Origin of the sequence: Nostocoides sp. F2B08 (genome assembly GCF_009184895.1) — a bacterium.
Classification (GTDB): Bacteria; Actinomycetota; Actinomycetes; order Actinomycetales; family Dermatophilaceae; genus F2B08.
The window spans coordinates 216235-236903 of sequence record NZ_WESE01000009.1 but is presented as its reverse complement, the minus strand read 5'-3'; the positions used below and the strand labels follow the sequence as shown (position 1 = coordinate 236903).

Genomic DNA, 20669 nt, shown 5'->3' with positions numbered 1-20669 from the left:
GCCATGCCACGGCTGAACACCGAACCAGCGGTCATCGACGTCCCCGGCGGGAAGGTCATCCACGAGCACGTCGGTCGGGTCGCGACCGGCCACGATGCGGTCTCGGTCGCGCACATGGTCGCGCCGGCCGGGTGGGACGAGCCGGCCCAGCGGCCGGAGTTCGACGAGGTCACGCTCGTCCTGCGCGGCACCGTGCTCGTCGAACACGACGGAGGCGTGACCGAGGTCGCCGCCGGCCAGAGCATCGTCACACAGGCCGGTGAGCGGGTCCGCTACTCCTGCGGACCGGAGGGGGCCGAGTACGTCGCCGTGTGCCTGCCGGCCTTCTCCCCGGAGACGGTCAACCGCGAGGAGGGCCAGTGAGCGCGACACCGACAGCCGAGGTGGCGATCGGCGAGCAGATCGCCCGGGCGCCGAAGGCTCTCCTGCACGACCACCTCGACGGCGGGGTCCGCCCGGCCACGATCCTCGAGCTGGCCGATCGGATCGGGTATGCGGGGCTCCCCGCGAGCGACGCATCCTCCCTCGAGCGGTGGTTCCGTGAGTCGGCGGACTCGGGGTCGCTCGAGCGCTACCTGGAGACCTTCGACCACACCCTGGCAGTGATGCAGACGGAAGAGGGTCTGCACCGCATCGCGCGCGAGTGCGCCCTGGATCTCGCCGCCGACGGGGTCGTCTATGCCGAGTCACGCTACGCTCCGGAGCAGCACCTGCGGGACGGGTTGGCCCTCGAGCAGGTCGTCGAGGCCGTGACCGCCGGCTTCGAGGAGGGTGCCGCCGAGGCGGCGGCCAAGGCAACGCCCATCCGGATCGTCTCTCTCCTGACCGCGATGCGTCATGCGGCCAAGTCGCGCGAGATCGCGGAGCTGGCCGTCGCATACCGTGACAAGGGGGTGGTCGGCTTCGACATCGCCGGGGCCGAGGCGGGGTACCCGCCCACCCGCCATCTCGACGCCTTCGAGTACCTCCGCCGGGAGAACTTCCACTTCACCATCCATGCCGGCGAGGCCTTCGGGCTGCCGTCGATCTGGGAGGCGATCCAGTGGTGCGGCGCCGACCGGCTCGGCCACGGGGTGCGGATCGTCGACGACATCACGGTCGAGGAGGGCGCCGACCTGACCCATGCTCACGCCGGCGACGGGATCACCATCGGACGGCTCGCCGCCTACGTCCGCGACGACCGGATCCCGCTCGAGATGTGTCCGTCGAGCAACCTGCAGACGGGTGCGGCGGCATCCATCGCCGAGCACCCGATCACCCTGCTCAAGGCGCTGCGCTACCGGGTCACCGTCAACACCGACAACCGGCTCATGTCGGGCACATCGATGAGCAAGGAGATGCAGCTGCTCGTCGACCAGGCCGGATGGACGCTACCGGATCTGCGCTGGGTGACCATCAACGCCCTGAAGTCCGCCTTCATCCCCTTCGACGAGCGCCTGGCCCTCATCGAGCAGGTCGTCAAGCCCGGCTATGCCGAGCTCGGTGTGACCGTCTGACGTGCCGGGCAGCGTGCCGCCGACCCGGGCCCGGGTCGTCATCCTCGCCGGGCCGAGCGGCTCCGGCAAGTCCCGGCTGGCCGCTCGCCTGCACGAGACGCGCGGCTGGCCCATCGTGCGTCTCGACGACTTCTACCGTGACCACGACCATCCGGAGATGCCGCGGCACGAGACGCTGGGCATCATCGACTGGGACCACGTCGACAGCTGGGACGGTCCCGGTGCGATCGCCGCGCTCGAACAGCTCGTCACGACCGGCCACACCCCGACGCCGGTCTATGACATCTCTCAGAGCAAGGCGGTCGGGAACGGCGAAATAACCTGCGGTCCAAGCGATCTCATCATCGCCGAGGGGATCTTCGCGGCCGAGCTCATCGGACCGTTGCGTGAGCGAGGGCTGCTGCACGCCGCATACTGCATCCGCCACCGGCACCGGCTCCTGACATTCGCGTTCCGCCTGGTCCGCGACCTCGTGGAGCGTCGCAAGCCTCCGCTGGTCCTGGTCCGTCGCGGCTGGGCGCTGCAGCGCGCCGAGCCGGCGCTGGTGCGGCGGCTGACCCTCCTCGGGGCCATCCCGGTGCGCGCCTCGGAGGTCGAGCGGGCACTCGGCGCCTGGGGTCGGTGATGGACCCGCACCCGGTCACGGGGGAGCCGTTCTCCTCGCCGGTACCGCCGGGCGCCGGCTGGCCGGGAGACCCGGCGTCGGCCGAGACCCCGGTGGCCCGGACCGCCGCTCGGGTGCGCACTCTCGCCTCGTCGGCCGAGGACCTCGACTCGCTGCAGGCCCGGATCTCGGTCTGCAGGGCCTGCCCGCGGCTGGTCACATGGCGCGAGTCGGTAGCCCGTTCCGGCCGGCGCGCGTCCTTCGCGGACCAGCCGTACTGGGGCCGACCCGGACCGGCCTTCGGCGACCCCGACGCGCCGATCCTCATCGTCGGCCTCGCGCCGGCCGCCAACGGCACGAACCGGACCGGACGGATGTTCACCGGTGACGCCTCCGGCGACTTCCTGTATGCGGCGCTTCACCGCACGGGGTACGCGAACCAGCCGACGTCGGTCGCCTCGGGCGACGGGCTCGTCCTCTCCGGCATCCGGATCGTCGCAACGGTGCGGTGTGCGCCGCCGGCCAACAAGCCGACCGCGCAGGAGAAGGCGGCCTGCCTGCCCTGGCTGCGCCGGGACCTCGAGCTGACCCCGGGCCTGCACACGATCCTCACCCTCGGCGGGATCGGGTGGGCCGGGGCGCTGGCCGCCGCGTCGGCCATCGGCTGGAGGGTGCCGTCGCCGCTGCCGAAGTTCGGGCACGGGGTGCAGGCGTCGCTCGAGCGTCCGGACGGCTCATCGGTGCGGGTGGTCGGCTGCTACCACGTCAGCCCGCACAACACGTTCACGAAGCGGCTGACGCCGGAGATGCTCGACGAGGTGCTGCTGAGTCTGCGCGAGCGGTGACATAGCGCGCGTGTGGCATACCGGGGGTTGTGGCGGAGATCGGTGGCATGCCGGCCGCGTGACATAGCGCGCCCTTGGCATGCCCGGGGTTGTGGCGGAAATCGGTGGCATGCCGGCCGCGTGACATAGCGCGCCCTTGGCATGCCCGGGGTTGTGGCGGAAATCGGTGGCATGCCGGCCGCGTGTCATAGCGCGCGTGTGGCATGCCGGAAACTCGCCCGCTCAGCGACCCTTCGGATGCCAGACCGTCTTCGTCTCGAGCCAGGCCGTCATCCGGGTCAGCTCGGGCGCCGCGGCGAGATCCTCCGGCCCGGGACGGCGGACCCGTTTGAGGTTGTCGGCCGCCGCCGCCTCGAACGCCGCCCAGTCCAGGTCGGCCGCACCGGTGAGGTCGATGCCGTTGACGTCGAGGTGCGACGCGAGCCAGGGGGCCATCTCCGCCGCGTCGCCGGTGAGGATGTTGACCACGCCACCGGGAACGTCCGAGGTCGCCAGGCACTCGGCGAGGGTGATGGCCGGCAATGGCATCGACTCGGACGAGACGACCACGCAGGCGTTACCGGTGACGATGACGGGTGCGACGACGGACACGAGCCCGAGCAGCGAGCTGTCCTGGGGTGCCAACACCGCCACGACCCCCGTCGGCTCGGGCGCCGAGATGTTGAAGTACGGCCCGGCGACGGGGTTGAGGTTGCCGGTGATCTGGGCGATCTTGTCCGACCACCCGGCATACCAGACCCAGCGGTCGATCGCCGCGTCGACCACCGCGCCGGCGCGCGCCGGGCTCAATCCCTCGGCAGTGCGCACCTCGGCGACAAGCTGGTCGCGCCGTGACTCCATCACCTCGGCCACCCGGTACAGCACCTGCCCGCGGTTGTACGCCGTCGCGCCGGCCCAGCCGCCCACCGCCTTGCGCGCGGCGACCACGGCGTTGCGGGCGTCCTTGCGGGAGGCCTTGGCCGCGTTGGCGAGGAAGGCGCGCTTCCCGCTCCGGCCGGCCGCCGCATACACCTCGTAGGACCGGCCCGACTCGCTGCGCGGGAACGCCCCGCCGATGAAGAGCTTGTAGGTCTTGCGCACGTCGACCCTCGATCCTGCCGTCGTCGAAGCGGTCGGGCTCACTGCTGGGTCCCCTTCCTCACGTAGGCGGCCAGGCCGTGGCGGCCACCCTCGCGGCCGTAGCCGGACTCCTTGTACCCGCCGAACGGCGAGGTCGGGTCGAACTGGTTGAACGTGTTGGCCCAGACGACACCGGCCTTGAGCTGGTCGGCCATCCAGAGGATGCGGCTGCCCTTCTCGGTCCAGACTCCGGCGGAGAGGCCGTACGGGGTGTTGTTCGCCTTGGCGACCGCCTCGCCGGGAGTGCGGAAGGTCAGCACGGACAGGACCGGACCGAAGATCTCCTCCTGCGCGATCCGGTGACTCTGGCTGACCTCGGTGAAGAGCGTCGGCCGGAACCAGAAGCCGTTCTTCGGGAGCGGGCACCCGGTGTCCCAGCGAACCGCGCCCTCGGCCTCGCCCACCGCGCTGAGCTCGGTGATCCGGGCGAGCTGGCGCTCGCTGTTGATCGCGCCGACGTCGGTGTTCTTGTCGAGCGGATCGCCGAGGCGCAGCGTCTCGAGGCGCCGCTTGAGCCGGTCGACGACGTCGTCGACGATGTTCTCCTGGGCGAGGACGCGGCTACCTGCGCAGCACACCTGACCCTGGTTGAAGAAGATGCCTCCGACGATCCCCTCGATGGCCTGGTCGAGCGGAGCGTCGTCGAAGACCACGTTGGCGGCCTTGCCACCGAGCTCGAGCGTCGCGTGCTTGTCGCTGCCCGCGATCGAGCGGGCGATCATCTTGCCGACCGCGGTGCTGCCGGTGAACGCGATCTTGTCGATCCCGGGGTGGTCGACGATCGCCTGCCCGGTCGCGCCGGCACCCGTGACGAGGTTGACGACGCCGGGCGGCAGGTCGGCCTGCTGGCAGATGTCGGCGAACAGCAGCGCCGCCAGCGGCGTCGTCTCGGCGGGCTTGAGGACGACGGTGTTGCCGCAGGCGAGGGCCGGCGCGATCTTCCACGCGAGCATGAGCAGCGGGAAGTTCCACGGGATGATCTGCCCGACGACCCCGTGCGGGCGAGGACTCGAGCCGAGCCCCGCATACTCCAGCTTGTCCGCCCAACCGGCGTGGTAGAAGAAGTGCGCCGCGGCCGTCGGCACGTCGAAGTCGCGGGTCTCCTTGATCGGCTTGCCGTTGTCGAGGGTCTCGAGAACGGCGAGCTCGCGCGCCCGCTCCTGCATGATCCGCGCGATGCGGAACAGGTACTTGCCGCGGTCGGTCCCACTCATCCGCGACCAGATGCGGGTGTATGCGGTGCGCGCCGCCCGCACCGCGGCGTCCACGTCCTCGGCGGTCGCCTCCGCGACGGTGGACAGCGTCTCCTCCGTAGCCGGGTTGATGGTCGGGAACGGCGTGCCCCGACCCTCGACCCACTCACCGCCGATCCACAACCGGTAGCTGTCGGGGATGTCCACGACGGCCCGCGACTCGGGGGCCGGTGCGTACTCGAACGTCGGCATGTGTGCTGGTCTCCTGGTCCGTGGCTGTCGAGGCGTCAGTACGCGCTGGGGGCGTCGTCGGCGATGTAGTCGGCGCCGGAGTAGACCCCGAGGCTCATCCGCTGGCGCTGGAGGATCAGGTCGTTGAGCAGGCTGGAGGCACCGAACCGGAACCACGTGTTGTCCAGCCAGTCCTCGCCGGCGATCTCGTGGACCGCGACGAGGAAGCTGATCGCGTCCTTGCTCGTGCGGATACCCCCGGCGGGCTTGACCCCGACCATCTCGCCGATGAGTGCGTGCCAGTCCCGGACCGCCTCGAGCATGACGACGGTGACCGGCAAGGTGGCGGCCGGCGAGATCTTGCCGGTGCTCGTCTTGATGAAGTCGCCGCCGGCCAGCATGGACAGCCAGCTCGCGCGCCGGACGTTGTCGTACGTCACGAGCTCGCCGGTCTCCATGATGACCTTGAGCCGTGCGGCGCTGCCGTCGGCGCGGGTGCAGGCGTCCTTGACGGCGACGATCTGGTCGTAGACGGTGAGGTAGTCCCCGGCGAGGAAGGCGCCGCGGTCGATGACCATGTCGATCTCGTCGGCTCCGGCCGCCACGGCCTCGCGGGTGTCGGCCAGCTTGACCTCCAGCGAGGCGCGCCCGCTCGGGAACGCCGTGGCGACGGCCGCGACGCCGATACCGCTCTCGCCGAGAGTCTCCTTGGCGACGGCGACCATGTCGCCGTAGACGCAGACGGCCGCCGGGCTCGGCGTCGAGGGGTCGCTCGGGTCGGGGACGAGCGCCCGGGTCGCGAGGCCGCGGACCTTGCCCGGGGTGTCGGCTCCCTCGAGCGTGGTGAGGTCGATCATCGAGATCGCGAGATCGATGGCCCACCGCTTGCTGTCGGTTTTGATGCTTCGGGTCTTCAAGCCGGCGGCTCGGGCCTCGCAGCCCACCTGGTCCACCCCGGGGAGTCCGTGCAGCCACGCGGCCAGGGCTCGGTTGGTCAGTCCGCTCACTCCGAGCAGGTCGCGGGCTCGCGCCGCGCTGTCGGTCGTCGTCGACGTGCTCACCTGCCGGAGTCTACGCGCGCCGGACGACGGTGCGGTCGGTCGCGGGGAACGGATGAACCTCGGCGCGGATCGGTTGCCTTCCGTTGGGTGCGTCGGACATGGACCGGGTCTAGGCTCGAAAGAGCCCGACCGAAGGAGGAAGAGCACGCCATGGATCTGATGACCCGTACCGAGTTCGAGGAGCTGGTGGGGGAGGGCGACGGGACGCGGGTTTCCCTCTTCGCGCCGACCCACCGGGTGAGCGGAGCGAAGGCCAGGGACGAGGATCGGATCCGGTGGAAGAACCTGGTGACCGCGGTCGAGGAGACGCTGCGGAGCGACGGGTTCGGCGCCTCGGACGTGGCGGAGATGATGGCGCCGGCGTGGGACCTCCATGGTGACGCCCTGGCCTGGAGCCACATGGCCGAGGGACTGGCGATGTTCCTGCGACCGGGGTGGCATGCCACCTACCGGGTTCCGCTCGACCTGCCCGAGCTCGCGGCCGTCGGACCCGGGTTCGTCCTCAGTCCGCTCCTGCCGCTGTTGGCCGACCGCAACTACGTCGTCCTGACGCTGAGCCAGCGCCGGGTGCGCGTCCTTCGGGGCAGTCGCGACCGCATCGGCGAGCTGGAGCTGCCGTCGGTGCCGACCGCCTTCGAGGATGTCTTCGAGGCCGACGGGCCGCAGTCGGACTCGGTCCCCCGCCCGAACGCCTCGGGACGGTCCGCTGCCGGCGGTGCCGTGTACTACGGCTCGAGCTCGCTCGACAACGCCCACAAGGAGGAGGTCGTCGAGTTCTTCCGCGAGGTGGCGAAGGGCGTCGAGTCGCATCTCGCGGGCCGGACCATCCCGATGATCCTCGCCGGGCTCCCCGAGTGGGTCGCCGTCTACCGCGAGATCGGCTCCTACCCGCACCTTCTCGCCGAGTCCATCGACCGCAACCCCGACGACATGAGCGACGACGACCTCAGGGTGGCGGCCTGGGACCTGGTGTCCGCGCGTCTCGATGCGGAGACCATGAAGCTTCGCGACCGGTTCAACGAGCAGCAGGCCCACGGATCGGGCGCTTTGGGCGCCGACCGGGTTCTGACGATGGCCAACGAAGGACGGGTCGACACGCTCCTCATGACGTCCCACGGGTGCTACTCCAACGGAACCGGCCGGCCGGAGGTCGTCCTCCCGTTGCGGGACCGGGAGGACCTGTGCGGACTCGCCGATGCGGCTGCCCGGGCCACTTTGCGTTTCGGTGGCTCGGTCCGGATGCTCGACGACCTGCCCGGGGGCGCGCCGGTCGCGGCGCTCCTGCGCTACTGACCTCCGTGGTACCGGCGGTCGCTCAGTCGGGGAGCCGCTCGCCCTCCACCACGACCCGCTCCCGCAGACGTCCCTCGCGTTCGAGTCGCTCTCCGTCACGTCGACGGCGATCCGCGAGGACGGCTGCGAGGAACGTCTCGGGGTGGTGCCCAGGCGGTGGAGCCGGGGCCACGAACCGGGCCACCTGCCTGGCCAGGTCGGTCCCGAGCGCCGCGCGGGACTGCGGGGTCAGCGTGGGTGCTCGGTGCAGGAACTGGCGGGTCGCCAGGGCGAGTGAGTCGGGCAGGGCGGCGATGTCCGCACCGGCGGCCCACCCTGCGAGCTGCGGCGGCATCGCCGTCGGGACAGGCAGTCGGATCGTCTGCCGCTCGTTGATGACGTAGGTACCTGCCGCGAGGTCGCCGACGCGTCGGTTGCGGGAGGTGAGCAGGACGGCGGCGAGGGCGATCGTCGCTTGGGCGAGGTAGATCTCGACCCACCCGATGAGGCCGCGGACCACGGCCTGGCGGAAGCCGATCGGGCCGCCGTCGTCCCGGACCGTTCGCAGCCCGGTCGTCAGTTTGCCGACCGTCTTGCCACGCGTGATCGTCTCGGTCGTGATCGGGATCCCGAGGACCAGCAGGACGAGCGTGACGACGAAGAGGGACTGGGCGATGGCGTTGCTCACCTCTGCGATGACCAGGCCGATCACGAGACTGGCGAGGAACAGTGCGACGACGAGGACCACGAGGTCGATGAGCCCCGAGAGGCAGCGCTGGAGGACAGTCGCGACCGGAAGGTCGACCTCGACGGCCTCGCTGGTGACGGCGCCGTCCGTGGCGTACTCGCCGATGCCGATGTGCGCCCGCTGGTCGAGGGCGGGTGCGGTCCAGGCCCCGGGTGCGGCTCGCATACCGTCACTGTACGGACGTGCGGGCAGTCGCCGGTGGGGCGGTCGACGCGGCGTGACCAGCCGGCACGGCAGGCATACTGGCGGCCATGGACCTCGACGCATACGTGTCCGCCAGGCACGATGCCTGGCGTCGCCTCGAGGACCTGGTCGGCCGACGCCGGCTGTCCGGGGCGGAGTCGGACGAGCTGCTCCGGCTGTACACCGAGGTCTCGACCGACCTGTCCACGCTCCGCTCGGTCAATCCGGACCCCGAGCTGGTGCGCTACCTGTCGGGCCTGCTCAGCCGCGCCCGGATCCACACCGCCGGTTCCCGGACAGGCTCGTGGAGCGCGCTCGGCCGCTTCCTCGCCGTGACGTTCCCCGCCGCGCTGTACCGCATGCGGTGGTGGTGGATCGGCGTCCTCGTCGTCAACGTCGCGTTCGCGTTCGGGGTCGGCTGGTACGCCCACGCCAACCCCGAGGTCTACACCTCCCAGCTGACTCCGGGACAGATCGACGCCTACGTCAACACCGACTTCGAGAACTACTACTCGGAGTACCCGCACGGCGAGTTCGCCACCCTGGTGTGGACGAACAACGCGTGGGTCGCGGCGCAGGCCATCGCCTTCGGGGTGCTCGGGGCGCCGGTGATCTACGTCCTCTTCATGAACATGGTCAACGTGGGGGTCGCGGGCGCGCTGATGGCGACGTACGACCGCCTCGACCTGTTCTTCGGGCTGATCCTCCCGCACGGTCTGCTCGAGCTGACGGCCATCTTCGTCGCCGGCGGGGTGGGGCTCCGGCTGTTCTGGTCCTGGATCGAACCGGGGCCGATGACGCGGCTGCAGTCCTTCGCCCGGGAGGGCCGCACAGCGATCGCCGTCGCACTCGGTCTCGTGCTCGTCCTGCTGGTCAGCGGCCTCATCGAGGGGTTCGTCACGCCGTCGGGCCTGCCGACGTGGGCCCGGATCTCGATCGGTGTGATGGCCGAGCTCGCGTTCTTCGCCTATGTCTTCGTCCTCGGCCGGCGCGCGGTGCTGGCAGGGGAGACCGGCGACATCGCCTCGCCCGAGCGCGGTGACTACGCTCCGGTGGCGGCCTGACAGGTCCCGGCATTCGGCTGTCGCTCCTCGCTCGCTCCACACGAGAAGCTCGCGCTCGACACGACATCCGGAGTCTCGTGAAGCCGACGTTTCTCTCCGGCGGTGATATAAGGTCGGCCGCCCCTCACAGCCGCCCGTGGGCCTTGAGCAGCAGGTAGTAGTCGACGAGCTCGACGGGGAGGGTGTCGGCGTCGGCGTCGAGCACGTGCGCGCCGAGCCTGCGGAGCGCGTCGGCGGTCTGGGCCCGCAGCGCGACGGTGCGCTCGGCGGCGGCCGCCGCGTAGGTGCTCTCGAGATCGCCGCGTCGCTCGCGGAGCGCGGACACCGCCGGATCGGCCACCGATGCCACGACGACCTCGTGGTGACGGACCAGGCCCGGGATCGACGGCAGCAGCCCGAACTCGACGGCCGCCGACTCCAGCGGCGTGACGAGGACCACGAGCGCGCGCCGGTTGCCGCGGGCACTGACCGCAGACAGCAGTGCCGGCCAGTCCGCCTCGACGAGCTCGGGCTCGACCCCGGCGAAGGCCTCGACGATGTCCTTCAGGGAAGCCGTCCCGCGGGTGCCGCCTCCCACCCGGGCCCGGATCCGGCGGTCCCCGACGACCACCTCGACCCGGTCGCGCGCGTGCTGGGCGAGCGCGGCGAGCAGGAGCGCGGCGTCCATGCCGGCGTCCAGTCGCGGAGCGTCGCCGACCCGACCCGCTGAGGTACGCGAGGAGTCGAGCACGATGACGATCCGGCGGTGCTGTTCGGGCTGCCAGGTGCGCACGACGAGGTGTTGCCGCCGGGCCGTCGCCCGCCAGTCGATCGAGCGCACGTCGTCGCCCTCGACATAGTCCCGCAGCGAGTCGAACTCCGTGCCCTGCCCGCGGGTCCGCACCGCGGAGCGACCGTCGATCTCCCGCAGCTGCGCGAGCTTGCTCGGCAGGTGCTTGCGGGAGGCGAACGGATGCAGCGCTCGCAGCGTCCCCGGCACGACGAAGGACCGCTGGCGTGCGGCCAGGCCGAGGGGGCCGCGCAACCGGATGGTGACGGCGTCGGCGATCCGGTCACCGCGCCTCGTCGGCTGGAGCCGGGTCGCGATCCGGACCCGCTCGCGGGGCACGAGATCGACCTCGTGCCGGTCGCCGACCGCGCCGGCCGATGGCTGCCAGGCGTCGCGGAGCAGTCCCCGCACTCGCCGCCCGCCGGAGTTCGTCACGGTGAGGAGCGACTCGCCCGACTCACCCAACCGACGTGCCGGGATCGGGGCGCGCGCGACCCGCAGATCGTCCGGCCGGGGAGCGAGCCACGCGTCGAGCGCCAGCACCGCGACCGAGGCGACCGCCCAGATGCGCACCGTCCCGGGCGACGGCCAGATCACGGCGGCGACGACCCCGAGCGGGATCAGCCAGAGGGCGCGGTGGGTCAGGGCCATGGGCGGTCGTCAGCGGGGGACGGGCACGGAACCGAGTGCCGAGTCCAGGACGGCGGCGACGCCGACGCCCTCGAGCTCGGCCTCGGGGGTGAGGCTGAGGCGGTGCGCCAGCGTCGGCTGCGCCAGCGCCTTGACGTCGTCTGGGGTGACGAAGGTCCGGCCCGACAGCCAGGCCCACGCCCGCGCGGTCGTCAGGAGCGCTGTGGCGCCGCGGGGGCTCACCCCCAGCGACAGGGAGGGGGAGGTGCGCGTGGCGCGCGCGATGTCGACGACGTAGGCGGCCACGTCGGGACGCACCTCCACCTCGCGCACGGCGGCGGCACCTGCGGCGAGGTCGTCCGCGCTCGCGACCGGACGCAGTCCGGCCGCCGCGAGGTCGCGCGGGTCGAACCCGGCGGCGTGCCGGCGCAGGACCTCGATCTCGTCCTCTCGCCCGGGGACCGAGAGGGTCAGCTTGAGGAGGAACCGGTCGACCTGCGCCTCGGGGAGCGGGTAGGTGCCTTCGTACTCGATCGGGTTCTGGGTGGCCGCGACGAGGAACGGCGAGGGCAGCCGCCGCGGCGCGCCGTCGACACTGACCTGACGCTCCTCCATCGCCTCCAGGAGCGCCGACTGTGTCTTCGGGGGCGTCCGGTTGATCTCGTCGGCGAGGAGCAGGTTGGTGAACACCGGACCCTCGCGGAACACGAAGTCCGAGATCCGCGAGTCGAACACGAGCGATCCGGTCAGGTCGCCCGGCATGAGGTCGGGGGTGAACTGCACGCGCTTGGTCGTCACGTCGAGCGCGGCCGCGAGGGAGCGGATGAGCAGGGTCTTGGCGACGCCGGGCACACCTTCGAGCAGGACGTGGCCGCGCGCCAGCAGCGCGACGATGAGCCCGGAGACGGCGCCCTCCTGCCCGACGACGGCCTTGGCGACCTCGTCGCGCACGGCGATCAGCGCGGCCCTGGCCCGCGCGCTCTCCACAGACTCGGGACCAGACTCGGGTGCGGAGCCGGGGCGCTGCGGGGGCGGGGCCGGCTCGCCCGGGTCGGCCGGGGCGTGCTCCGGCACGGCGGGGGTCGGGTCGGTCATCTGAGCTGCACCTTTCGTTCGAGGTCGGTGAGGTCGGAGCCGAGAGCGACGAGGTCGGCGTTCGTCGCCGGGACATCGTCCCCCAGGATCCGATGTATGCGGTCGTGCGGTTCGCCGGTCGCGGCGGCCACGGCGGTGGTCAGGTCGTGCGCAGAGGCGGTTCTGTCGACCCCGAGGCGACGGCGCAGTCGGGACCGGGTTCCCTGCCTGAGGATGGCGGCGGTCCGGGCCCGGTCGCGGGAGCGGCGGTAGAGGTGGGCCCGGCTCTCGGTCGTCTCGGCGGCCCGCACGATGACGGGCAGCGGCTCCGGAACGAGTCGACCGAGGCGACGCCCGCGCACGAGCGCGAGCAGGACCGTTCCGCCGGCAAGGACGAGGGCGACGGGAGTGGCCCAGGGCGGCCAGGGGGAGACCCGGTCCGAGCCGGCACCGGAGGGCGCGTCGAGCCCGGACGGGATGAGCCAGACGAGGTTCTCGGACCCCCCGAGCAGGCGTAGCGCGACGGCGGCGTTGTCCTCGCTCGTGATCCGCTCGTTGGTCAGGCCGGGCGAGAAGCCGACGAGGAGGGTCTCGGGGCGGTCCGGCGCGGCTGGCAGCCGGGCGAACAGGCTGCCGCCGTCTGGGATGCCTCGCGCGGGCAGGCAGGTCTGGGCGGCGACGACCGCCGATCCGTCGGGCGCGCTGCCTTCGTCGGGCGCATCGCCTCCCTCGGATGCGAGCATCATGACGGAGGCGCCGCTGACGACGTCCCCGGGTCGCAGCGCCTCGACGGGGCAGCCGGCGGCGGGGCCGGAGATGGTGTCCGGCACGGAGAACGCCGCGAGCCCGGGCGCGAGCGGAGCGACGAAGCGGGGCGCCGTGAGCAGGACAACGAGGCGGTCGGCGTCCACGGCGTCGGCCGAGAGCTCGGCGAGCCGCTCGGCAGAGAGCAGACCGTCGGCGGTGACGACGACGGTCGTGGCGGACAGGTCGGCCGTGGCGACCTCCGCCACGGTGCCGACGACATCGACCTCGACACCGTTCCGGGCCAGGACCTCGGACACCGCCCGGCTACCCTCGGGGGCGGGTGAGCGTGGATCGAGCAGGCGGGCCTCGGGTCCGGACCGCGCGCCCAGGGCCGCGAGCGCGAGTGCACCGAGCACGAGGAGGGCGACCCAGGGGAGGATCCCGCGAGCCCGGTCCGTGACGGCCGAGCGGGTCGGCCCGATCGCGTCGTAGGAGCCTGCGCGTCGCTCGAGGACGGGAGTGCTCATGCCGGCGCCCGGGTCGGCTCCGGAGGGACGGACGGCGTGAGGGCGAGGAGCCGTTCGTCGAGGGCGAGAACGGCGTCGGCATCGGCGAGCCCGGCGCCCCGGCCCCCGTAGCGCACCGCGTCGAAGGTGACCGCGGCGCTCTCCAGGGTGTCGCGCTCGACGGGGAACGAGGACTCCAGCGACCTGGCGATCTCGCGCGCGGTGGCGCCGGGACGGTCGTCGAGGACGAAGCGCTCGACGGCCTCGGCGGCGATGGCTCGGAACCCGTCGAGGACCGCCGTGGCCCCGTCGCCGGCGTCGCGCGCCACGCGGGCCCGCCGTCGGTACTCCGCGGCCCCGAGGCCCGCCTCGTCGAAGACCCCGCCCGCCGTGGTCCGGCGGGCGCGGCGGGCCGGCTCGAGCCGGATGACCGCCCACACGCCCAGCGCGAGGGCGCCGAGAACGGCGACCGCGACCACCGCATACCACCAGTAGGAGATCGGTCCGCCCGAGGCGCCGTCGAAGAGGTCCGTGAACCACTCGACGACGGTGCGCACGGCCCGGCGCAGCGGGCTCTCGTCGGTGGCGTACTCGGGTCGGCTCAGCTCGTCGGCGAGCATGCGTCGACCCTCGCCGGACGACGGGTCCAGCGGGGGTGCGTCGACCAGCGGGGGCACGGTCAGGCGGCGGATCGGGCGAGGGGGTCCGGCGCCGGCTGCCACGGCAGCGGCGCGCGTCCCTCGACCGTCTGGAGGAGGTGGACGTCGAGCGCCTCGGTGCGCATCCGCTGGTCGACATAGAGCAGCGTGTCGACCGTGGCCGTCACCGGGGTCGTCGCAGCCGCCGAGATGAGGGTGACCAGCGCGCCGATGACGACCTGCATCGTCACGAGACCGTCCGGGCCGATCCCGCCGACGAGGATGGCGGCGGTCAGCGCCAGCGTCAGCGGGATCACGAGGATCTGGGCGATGACCGACAGGAGGATCGTCGTGAGGAGGCGGATGCCGAGAAGCCGCCAGAACCCCGGGAAGCGGGTCAGCTGCCACGACCGCCGGATCGACGGCCCGATGCCGGCGCGTTCGAGGACGACCGCCGGCCCGACGAACGCGAACTTCGTCCACAGGAACAACAGGGTGGGGATCAGGAGCAGTCCGAGCCCGAGGAGGGTGACCAGACCGCCGATGACCAACCCGTCGTCGCCGCCGGTCAGTCCGACGATCATCAGGGCGATCCCCGGCGTGAGGAAGGCCGCGGCGACGAGGAACACGACGAGCGAGACGAGCAGGGACACCCCGATGACCCGCAGCAGGTGCGGGCGCGTTCCGCGCCAGGCCTCGGGCAGCTTGACCTTGCGGCCGAGGACGGCCTGCCCGGTGACATAGGCGATGAACCCGGCCAGGGCGACCGTGGCGAGCGAGCCGGCGATGGTCGGGATGTACTGCCCGGCCGTGACGAGGATGACGTCGGCTCCGGCGCTCTCGTCGACCGGCGCCGTGGGGTCGAGCCAGTCGCTCGAGCCCTGGCGGGCCACCCAGAGCCCCAGCGGCGTCGTCGGGATGAGGGCGATGAGCGCGATGATGAGCGCTGTGCCGACGGTGGCGGCCGGGTTGCCCTTGATGATCTTGAAGGCCGCGCCGTAGATGTCGCCGAGACCGAGCGGCCGGAACGGGATCACGCCCGGTTGGTAGGTGATCGTCGGCGGTGGCAGGCCCGGCCCGGCGCTCGGAGGCGGCTGGGCCGGCCCCGCCGCCGGGGGAACGGCCGGCGGCCCGCCTGCCTCGGACGAGGTATGCGGTGGTGCCGCCGGGTGCGGCGGCTGCGGAGGCCGGGGGCCGGGCTCGGGCTGGGACGGAGACTGCCCGGGCGCGGCCCATCCTCCTGGGGAACTCACGGGTCGTGTCTCTCCTCGGTCGTCTCCGCGGTCGCGGTGCTCTCCTCGATCGCGGCCCGGTCACTCGCGTCCGGTCCCTCGAGGCTGGTCAGGCCTTCCATCGTCTCCCGGACGGCTGACATCCGCGACACCGCGTGCTTGCGGGCGCCGGCGAGGTCGTCCGCGACGGGTTCGATCACCTCACAGTAGATCTTGACCTTCGGCTCGGTCCCGGAGGGGCGGACGATGATGCGGGTCCGGTCCGAGAGCAGGTAGCGCAGTCCGTCGGTCGGAGGTAGCCCACCGTCTCCCCTGGCGAGGTCGTCGATGCGCTCGACGGTGATGCCGCCGATGTCGGTCGGCGGGTCCTCTCGCAGTCGCGCCATGATCCGTTCGATGAGCGAGAGGTCCTCGACCCGGACCGAGAACGAGTCGGTGTGGTAGACGCCGTGGGCGCGGGCCAGGTCGTCGAGGACGTCGCTGAGGGCTCGCCCCTCGGACTTGAGCACGGCCGCCTGCTCGGCGATGAGGAGCGCGGCGGTGATGCCGTCCTTGTCGCGCACGCCGTCGGGGTCGACGCAGTAGCCGAGGGCCTCTTCGTACCCGTAGCGCAGCCCCTCGACGCGCGAGATCCATTTGAAACCCGTGAGGGTTTCCTCGTGCGCGATGCCCGCGGCCGACGCCATGGCGCCGAGCAGACGGGAGGAGACGATCGAGTTCGCGAACACGGCGCCGTCCGGGACGCCCCGGGCGATGATGTGCGCGCCGATGAGCGCGCCGACCTCGTCGCCGCGCAGCATCCGCCAGCCGCCGGGTCCGGGGATGGCGACGGCGCAGCGGTCGGCGTCGGGGTCGTTGGCGATGACGAGATCGGGTCCGGTCTGCTCGGCGAGCTCGAGAGCGGCGTCCATGGCCCCCGGCTCCTCCGGGTTGGGGAAGGACACGGTGGGGAACGCAGGGTCGGGCTGGGCCTGGCTCGCCACCGGGAGCAGCTCGGCGAAGCCGGCCTCGGCGAAGGCTCGCTGGATGGTCTCGGTGCCGACCCCGTGCAGGGCGGTGTGGACGACCGAGATGTCCCTCGGGGTCGCCGGGTCGAGCACGGAGACGGCCCGCGCGATGTAGTCGTCCACGAGGCTCTCGTCGGCGACGCTCCAGCCCTCGCTGGAGCGGGGGACGTCGGCCACGGTCTCGACGCGCGCGATCCGCCTCGCGATCTCGACATCGACGGGTGAGACGATCTGGGACCCGTCGCCGAGGTAGACCTTGTAACCGTTGTCCTCCGGCGGGTTATGGCTGGCCGTGACCATGACTCCCGCCTGCGCGCCGAGCCGACGCACCGCGAACGCCAGGACCGGCGTCGGAAGGGGCCGCGGCAGCCAGACGGCGCGTCCGCCCATGCCGAGGACGACGCCGCACGTGTCCCGCGCGAAGACGTCGGAGTTGTACCGCGCGTCGTGACCGACGGCGACGAGAGGGGAGTCGACCGACTCCGTCAGATAGGCGATCAGACCGGCGGCGGCGCGAATGACGACCGAGCGGCACATCCGGTTGGGGCCCGCTCCGAGGCGCCCCCGCAGGCCGGCGGTGCCGAACTCGAGCATCCCGGAGAAGCGGTCGAGCAGCTCCGCTCGGGCGACGTCGTCGCCCTCCTCGACCCGGGCGATGATCCCGGTCAGCTCTTCACGGGTGCGCTCGTCGGGGTCGTCCTCGAGCCAGGCCCGGGCCACCTCGATGAGCTCGCTCCGGCTGGCGTCCTCCGAGGGTGCCTCGCCCTGGTGGGTTCCCGAATAGGTCATCGCCGCCTCCCCTCAGATCCTGGCGACGATCCGGGCCAGCAGGCTGCCGCACCGTCCGGCGGCCGCCTGCCCTTCCTCGAGGACCTCTTCGTGGGAGAGCGGGGTCTTGCTGATGCCGGCCGCCGGGTTGGTCACGAGCGAGATGCCGAGGACCTCGAGTCCGGCGTGCCTCGCGGCGATCGCCTCCAGAGTCGTCGACATGCCGACGAGGTCACCTCCGGCGCGTTGAGCCATCCGGACCTCGGCGGGCGTCTCGTACTGGGGCCCCTGGAACTGCACGTAGACCCCCTCGTCGAGGTCGGGATCCAGCTCGCGCGCCAGAGCCCGGAGCCGGGGTGAGTACAGGTCAGTGAGGTCCACGAAGGTCGCGCCCTCGAGGGGGGAGACCGCCGTCAGGTTGATGTGGTCGCTGATCAACACGGGTGTCCCGGGGGGCCACTCCTCACGCAGGCCGCCACAGCCGTTGGTGAGCACGACGGTGGAGCAGCCGGCCGCGGCGGCGGTGCGGACCGCGTGCACGACGGCGCGGACGCCGCGGCCCTCGTAGTAGTGGGTCCGGGTGCCGAAGACGAGCGCGCGACGGCCGGTGTCGCCGATGGCGATCGAGCGCATCGACCCGCTGTGTCCCTTGACCGCCGCCTGGGCGAAGCCGGGCACGTCGGTGTTGTCGATCTCGACGAGGGTCTCGCCGATCCGGTCGCCGCTCTCCCGCCAGCCCGAACCGAGGACGAGGGCGACGTGATGTCGCTCGACGCCGGTGCGTTCGGCGATGACGGCGGCCGCGGCACGGGCGACGTCCATGGGGTCGGTGGCCGGGTCGTTGAGGTCCGGGGCCTTCGAGTTCTCGCTCACGCCTGGGAGCCTATCGACTGGGCGCCCGTCGTGACCCCGACCTAGGTGATGTCCCGCCGCGTGTAACCGACCGAGCCGACGGCGCCGAGCACCGCGGCGGCGGCGAGCAGTCCGAGCACCGGCGGCCAGCTCATCGCGTCGACCGGCAGCTGGGGCAGCGGCGCCCAGGGGGTGAGCCGGGTCAGCCACTCGGGCAGGCCGAGGGTCGCCCCGACCCAGATCATGAAAAGACTCCATCCCACGACGACCCAGACCAGCCACGCGAAGCGGGGCACCCACCCGTGCAGCAGCACGGCGAGGCCGAGGACGAGCAGGCCGCCGGGAGCGAGCGCGAGCGCGGCTCCCGCCACCCGGCCGAGCTGGGACCAGTCGCCGGTGCTGCGTGCGTAGGCCGCGGCCAGGAGCGCCCCGACGAGCGTGAGCAGCACGACCGGAACCACGGCGGCGAGCAGTGCGTGCGAGCCGAGCAGCCCACGCCGGGTGGCCGACGTGGCCAGGACGAGCTCGGCGTGACCTCGGCGCTCCTCGGTGGCCAGCCGCTGGAACACCAGCACCGCGAGCACGCCCATGAGCACGGCGACGATCCCGAGAATGGCGACGAAGAAGGCATCGGTGAGCTGCTCGGTCCCCCCGCCCATCCGGCGGAAGATGTCCTCGAGGACTGGCGCCTCGCTCAGCATGTCGCCGAAGCTCGTGGACAGCGAGCCCATGGCCAGGCCGAAGAGCACCATCCCCACGGTCCAGCCGAGCAGCGAGCCCCGGTGCAGCCGCCAGGCCAGCCCGAGCGGCGACCCGAGCCCGGGCCCGCCCCGCTCCCGTCCCGCGCGGGTGGCGCGCAGCCCGGAGCCGTGGTCGCGGCGACCCTCGAGCGCGACGGCCAGGGCGAGCAGGGCCACGGTGAGCACCGCGGGCAGAAGGAGGACCGCCCACCGTTCCCCCGCATACGGCTGGACGAAGGCCATCCACTGCACGGGTGAGAGCCACGCCCAGGTGCGGATCGCACTGTCCTCGGCGGCACCGTCGGCGAGGGCGCGCAGGACGTATGCGGCGGCCAGGACCCAGAGCGCAAGCGCACGGGCGCCGCGTGCGGTCGCGGACAGCTGCGCGGTCACCGCGCCGACGCCGACGAACACCGAACCGACCAGGGCCGTCCCCAGGCCGAAGGCGAGAGACCCGACCATCGGGGTGCCGACCGCCGTCATGGACACCGTGAGGAGCAGACCGAGGGCGCCGCACGCGGCGAGGGCGACGAGCGAGCCGGCGAGCAACGGGGCGTCGCGACCGACCACACCCGAGCGGACCAGCTCGATGCGGCCCTCTTCCTCCTCGGCGCGGGTCGAGCGGATCACACCGAGCAGGGCCATCAGTCCCGCCATCGTCACGATGAAGGTGCCGACCCGCCACACCGTGAACCCGCCCGGCGTCGACAGGTCGAACGGCGGTCCGAGCATCGCGCGCATCGTGGGGTTGGCCGTCATCGTCGCGATGAGGACGTCCGCGTTGGCGGGGTCGATGATCGTCTCGTATGCGGTGGCCGTCGCGGGCGCGACGACACCCAGACCGAGGACCCAGGCCAGGTAGGACCAGCGGTTGCGGCGCAGCCCGAGCCGGACCAGGGCACCCAGGCCGGTGAGCCGGCCGGTCATCGCGGGCTCGGGTCGCTGGTGGCATCCCCGGGTCCGTAGTGCCGCAGGAAGAGCTCCTCCAGGGTCGGCGGGTGCGAGGTCAGCGACACGACGCCGACCGCCGACAGGCGGGCCAGGAGGTCGCTCAGGGCCGGGTCGTCGACCTGGCACTGGATGCGGTTCTCCTCGATGACGACGTCGTGCAGGCCTGGCAGGGCCCGGAGCTGGTCCGGCACCGGGGCCGCGAGCTCGGCGGAGACCTGGGTCCGCGTGAGGTGGCGCAGCTGGGCAAGGGTGCCGCTCTCGACGACCCGACCGTCCCGGATGATCGACACCCGGTCGCACACGTGCTCGACCTCGGAGAGGATGTGCGAGGAGAGCAGCGCCGTCCGGCCCCGGTCGCGCTCGGTGGCGATGACCGCACGGAACTCCGCCTCCATGAGGGGGTCGAGACCACTGGTCGGCTCGTCGAGGAGGAGGAGTTCGACGTCGGATGCAAGCGCGGCCACGAGGGCGACCTTCTGTCGATTGCCCTTGGAGTACGTCGAGCCCTTCTTCGTCGGGTCGAGGTCGAAGCGGTCGAGCAGCTCGCCGCGCCGGCGCTCGTCGAGGCCTCCACGCAGCCGGCCGAGCAGGTCGATCACCTCCCCTCCGGTCAGACCCGGCCACAGGGCGACATCGCCGGGTACGTAGGCGAGGCGCGAGTGCAGGCGAGGGGCGTCCGACCAGGGGTCGCCGCCGAGGAGCCGCGCACTGCCCGAGTCCGGACGCAGGAGACCGAGGAGCACTCGGATCGCGGTGGACTTGCCCGCGCCGTTCGGCCCGAGGAACCCGTGGATCTCGCCCTGGGCGACCTCCATCGTCAGCCCGTCGAGTGCCGTCGTGGCTCCGAACCGCTTGACCGTGTCGACCATCTCGATCGGATGCACGATGCCAACTTACGCGGGTTCGGCGGGTCTGTCCGCGCGCTCGCTGATGGTTGGA

General features: G+C 72.2%; 19 protein-coding genes. 6 read left to right on the top strand and 13 right to left on the bottom strand.

What is annotated here, in order from left to right:
- Positions 1 to 3 precede the first annotated feature (3 nt).
- The 4 genes from GA707_RS17510 to GA707_RS17495 are packed head-to-tail and all read left to right on the top strand — an operon-like array spanning position 4 to position 2945.
- Complete coding sequence (locus GA707_RS17510) at positions 4 to 363, top strand: cupin domain-containing protein (protein WP_152179723.1); 360 nt, start codon at positions 4 to 6, stop codon at positions 361 to 363.
- A complete protein-coding gene (locus GA707_RS17505) occupies positions 360 to 1496 on the top strand; it encodes an adenosine deaminase (RefSeq protein ID WP_152179722.1) in 1137 nt (378 codons plus the stop codon). The genes GA707_RS17510 and GA707_RS17505 overlap by 4 nt, the downstream gene beginning before the upstream one ends.
- A 13-nt stretch (positions 1497 to 1509) precedes the next feature.
- Positions 1510 to 2121 (top strand): uridine kinase, encoded by a 612-nt coding sequence (locus tag GA707_RS17500; RefSeq protein WP_226963913.1) that lies wholly within the window; start codon positions 1510 to 1512, stop codon positions 2119 to 2121.
- On the top strand, positions 2121 to 2945 hold the full coding sequence (locus tag GA707_RS17495; RefSeq protein WP_152179721.1) for a uracil-DNA glycosylase: 825 nt from the start codon (positions 2121 to 2123) through the stop codon (positions 2943 to 2945). The genes GA707_RS17500 and GA707_RS17495 overlap by 1 nt, the downstream gene beginning before the upstream one ends.
- Before the next feature lie 222 nt (positions 2946 to 3167).
- On the opposite strand, the gene GA707_RS17490 is transcribed toward GA707_RS17495, so the two are convergent.
- Genes GA707_RS17490 through deoC form a run of 3 tightly spaced genes read right to left on the bottom strand, consistent with a single transcriptional unit; the run spans position 3168 to position 6549 of the window.
- Positions 3168 to 4067, bottom strand: a complete 900-nt coding sequence (locus tag GA707_RS17490) for an aldehyde dehydrogenase family protein (RefSeq protein WP_152179720.1) — start codon at positions 4065 to 4067, stop codon at positions 3168 to 3170.
- Entirely contained in the window at positions 4064 to 5509 is a 1446-nt protein-coding gene (locus GA707_RS17485) for an aldehyde dehydrogenase family protein (RefSeq protein ID WP_152179719.1), read from the bottom strand. The genes GA707_RS17490 and GA707_RS17485 overlap by 4 nt, the downstream gene beginning before the upstream one ends.
- 35 nt (positions 5510 to 5544) lie before the next feature.
- Positions 5545 to 6549 carry a deoxyribose-phosphate aldolase gene (gene deoC / locus GA707_RS17480; protein ID WP_152179718.1) on the bottom strand — a complete coding sequence of 335 codons (1005 nt, stop codon included), beginning with the start codon at positions 6547 to 6549 and terminating at the stop codon, positions 5545 to 5547.
- 150 nt (positions 6550 to 6699) lie between these two features.
- Here deoC and GA707_RS17475 point away from each other — a divergent pair, with 150 nt between their 5' ends.
- Positions 6700 to 7842 carry a hypothetical protein gene (locus tag GA707_RS17475; RefSeq protein ID WP_152179717.1) on the top strand — a complete coding sequence of 381 codons (1143 nt, stop codon included), beginning with the start codon at positions 6700 to 6702 and terminating at the stop codon, positions 7840 to 7842.
- Between the two features lie 22 nt (positions 7843 to 7864).
- Here the strand turns inward: GA707_RS17475 and GA707_RS17470 are convergent, their stop codons facing one another.
- The gene (locus GA707_RS17470) at positions 7865 to 8734 is read right to left on the bottom strand and encodes an RDD family protein (RefSeq protein ID WP_226963912.1); all 870 of its coding nucleotides are present in this window, start codon (positions 8732 to 8734) and stop codon (positions 7865 to 7867) included.
- Between the two features lie 86 nt (positions 8735 to 8820).
- Between GA707_RS17470 and GA707_RS17465 the strand changes: the two genes are divergently transcribed.
- Positions 8821 to 9816: a stage II sporulation protein M gene (locus tag GA707_RS17465; protein ID WP_152179716.1), complete on the top strand. Its 996-nt coding sequence runs from the start codon at positions 8821 to 8823 to the stop codon at positions 9814 to 9816.
- A gap of 124 nt (positions 9817 to 9940) precedes the next feature.
- On the opposite strand, the gene GA707_RS17460 is transcribed toward GA707_RS17465, so the two are convergent.
- The 9 genes from GA707_RS17460 to GA707_RS17420 form a co-directional block, all read right to left on the bottom strand.
- Positions 9941 to 11236 carry a DUF58 domain-containing protein gene (locus GA707_RS17460; RefSeq protein ID WP_152179715.1) on the bottom strand — a complete coding sequence of 432 codons (1296 nt, stop codon included), beginning with the start codon at positions 11234 to 11236 and terminating at the stop codon, positions 9941 to 9943.
- A gap of 9 nt (positions 11237 to 11245) precedes the next feature.
- Positions 11246 to 12310 (bottom strand): MoxR family ATPase, encoded by a 1065-nt coding sequence (locus GA707_RS17455; protein ID WP_152179714.1) that lies wholly within the window; start codon positions 12308 to 12310, stop codon positions 11246 to 11248.
- Positions 12307 to 13563 carry a DUF4350 domain-containing protein gene (locus GA707_RS17450; RefSeq protein ID WP_152179713.1) on the bottom strand — a complete coding sequence of 419 codons (1257 nt, stop codon included), beginning with the start codon at positions 13561 to 13563 and terminating at the stop codon, positions 12307 to 12309. The genes GA707_RS17455 and GA707_RS17450 overlap by 4 nt, the downstream gene beginning before the upstream one ends.
- Entirely contained in the window at positions 13560 to 14162 is a 603-nt protein-coding gene (locus tag GA707_RS17445) for a DUF4129 domain-containing protein (RefSeq protein ID WP_152179712.1), read from the bottom strand. Before GA707_RS17445 ends, GA707_RS17450 begins: the two co-directional genes overlap by 4 nt.
- A gap of 59 nt (positions 14163 to 14221) precedes the next feature.
- The gene (locus GA707_RS17440; protein WP_152179711.1) at positions 14222 to 15433 is read right to left on the bottom strand and encodes a hypothetical protein; all 1212 of its coding nucleotides are present in this window, start codon (positions 15431 to 15433) and stop codon (positions 14222 to 14224) included.
- Complete coding sequence (locus GA707_RS17435) at positions 15430 to 17208, bottom strand: phospho-sugar mutase (RefSeq protein ID WP_152179710.1); 1779 nt, start codon at positions 17206 to 17208, stop codon at positions 15430 to 15432. The genes GA707_RS17440 and GA707_RS17435 overlap by 4 nt, the downstream gene beginning before the upstream one ends.
- Before the next feature lie 12 nt (positions 17209 to 17220).
- Positions 17221 to 18009, bottom strand: coding sequence for a purine-nucleoside phosphorylase (locus GA707_RS17430; RefSeq protein WP_152179754.1), 789 nt, complete (start codon positions 18007 to 18009; stop codon positions 17221 to 17223).
- A gap of 92 nt (positions 18010 to 18101) precedes the next feature.
- A complete protein-coding gene (locus GA707_RS17425) occupies positions 18102 to 19706 on the bottom strand; it encodes an ABC transporter permease (RefSeq protein ID WP_152179709.1) in 1605 nt (534 codons plus the stop codon).
- Positions 19703 to 20599 (bottom strand): ABC transporter ATP-binding protein, encoded by an 897-nt coding sequence (locus GA707_RS17420; RefSeq protein ID WP_152179753.1) that lies wholly within the window; start codon positions 20597 to 20599, stop codon positions 19703 to 19705. Before GA707_RS17420 ends, GA707_RS17425 begins: the two co-directional genes overlap by 4 nt.
- Between the last annotated feature and the right edge of the window lie 70 nt (positions 20600 to 20669).

Excerpts from the sequence above, each read along its gene's own strand:
- GA707_RS17510 (WP_152179723.1), top strand. The coding sequence starts at position 4 with ATGCCACGGCTGAACACCGAACCAGCGGTCATCGACGTCCCCGGCGGG.
- GA707_RS17495 (WP_152179721.1), top strand. The coding sequence starts at position 2,121 with ATGGACCCGCACCCGGTCACGGGGGAGCCGTTCTCCTCGCCGGTACCG.
- GA707_RS17485 (WP_152179719.1), bottom strand. The coding sequence starts at position 5,509 with ATGCCGACGTTCGAGTACGCACCGGCCCCCGAGTCGCGGGCCGTCGTG.
- GA707_RS17475 (WP_152179717.1), top strand. The coding sequence starts at position 6,700 with ATGGATCTGATGACCCGTACCGAGTTCGAGGAGCTGGTGGGGGAGGGC.
- GA707_RS17470 (WP_226963912.1), bottom strand. The coding sequence starts at position 8,734 with ATGCGAGCCGCACCCGGGGCCTGGACCGCACCCGCCCTCGACCAGCGG.
- GA707_RS17465 (WP_152179716.1), top strand. The coding sequence starts at position 8,821 with ATGGACCTCGACGCATACGTGTCCGCCAGGCACGATGCCTGGCGTCGC.
- GA707_RS17460 (WP_152179715.1), bottom strand. The coding sequence starts at position 11,236 with ATGGCCCTGACCCACCGCGCCCTCTGGCTGATCCCGCTCGGGGTCGTC.
- GA707_RS17455 (WP_152179714.1), bottom strand. The coding sequence starts at position 12,310 with ATGACCGACCCGACCCCCGCCGTGCCGGAGCACGCCCCGGCCGACCCG.
- GA707_RS17450 (WP_152179713.1), bottom strand. The coding sequence starts at position 13,563 with ATGAGCACTCCCGTCCTCGAGCGACGCGCAGGCTCCTACGACGCGATC.
- GA707_RS17445 (WP_152179712.1), bottom strand. The coding sequence starts at position 14,162 with ATGCTCGCCGACGAGCTGAGCCGACCCGAGTACGCCACCGACGAGAGC.
- GA707_RS17435 (WP_152179710.1), bottom strand. The coding sequence starts at position 17,208 with ATGACCTATTCGGGAACCCACCAGGGCGAGGCACCCTCGGAGGACGCC.
- GA707_RS17430 (WP_152179754.1), bottom strand. The coding sequence starts at position 18,009 with ATGGACGTCGCCCGTGCCGCGGCCGCCGTCATCGCCGAACGCACCGGC.
- GA707_RS17425 (WP_152179709.1), bottom strand. The coding sequence starts at position 19,706 with ATGACCGGCCGGCTCACCGGCCTGGGTGCCCTGGTCCGGCTCGGGCTG.
- GA707_RS17420 (WP_152179753.1), bottom strand. The coding sequence starts at position 20,599 with ATGGTCGACACGGTCAAGCGGTTCGGAGCCACGACGGCACTCGACGGG.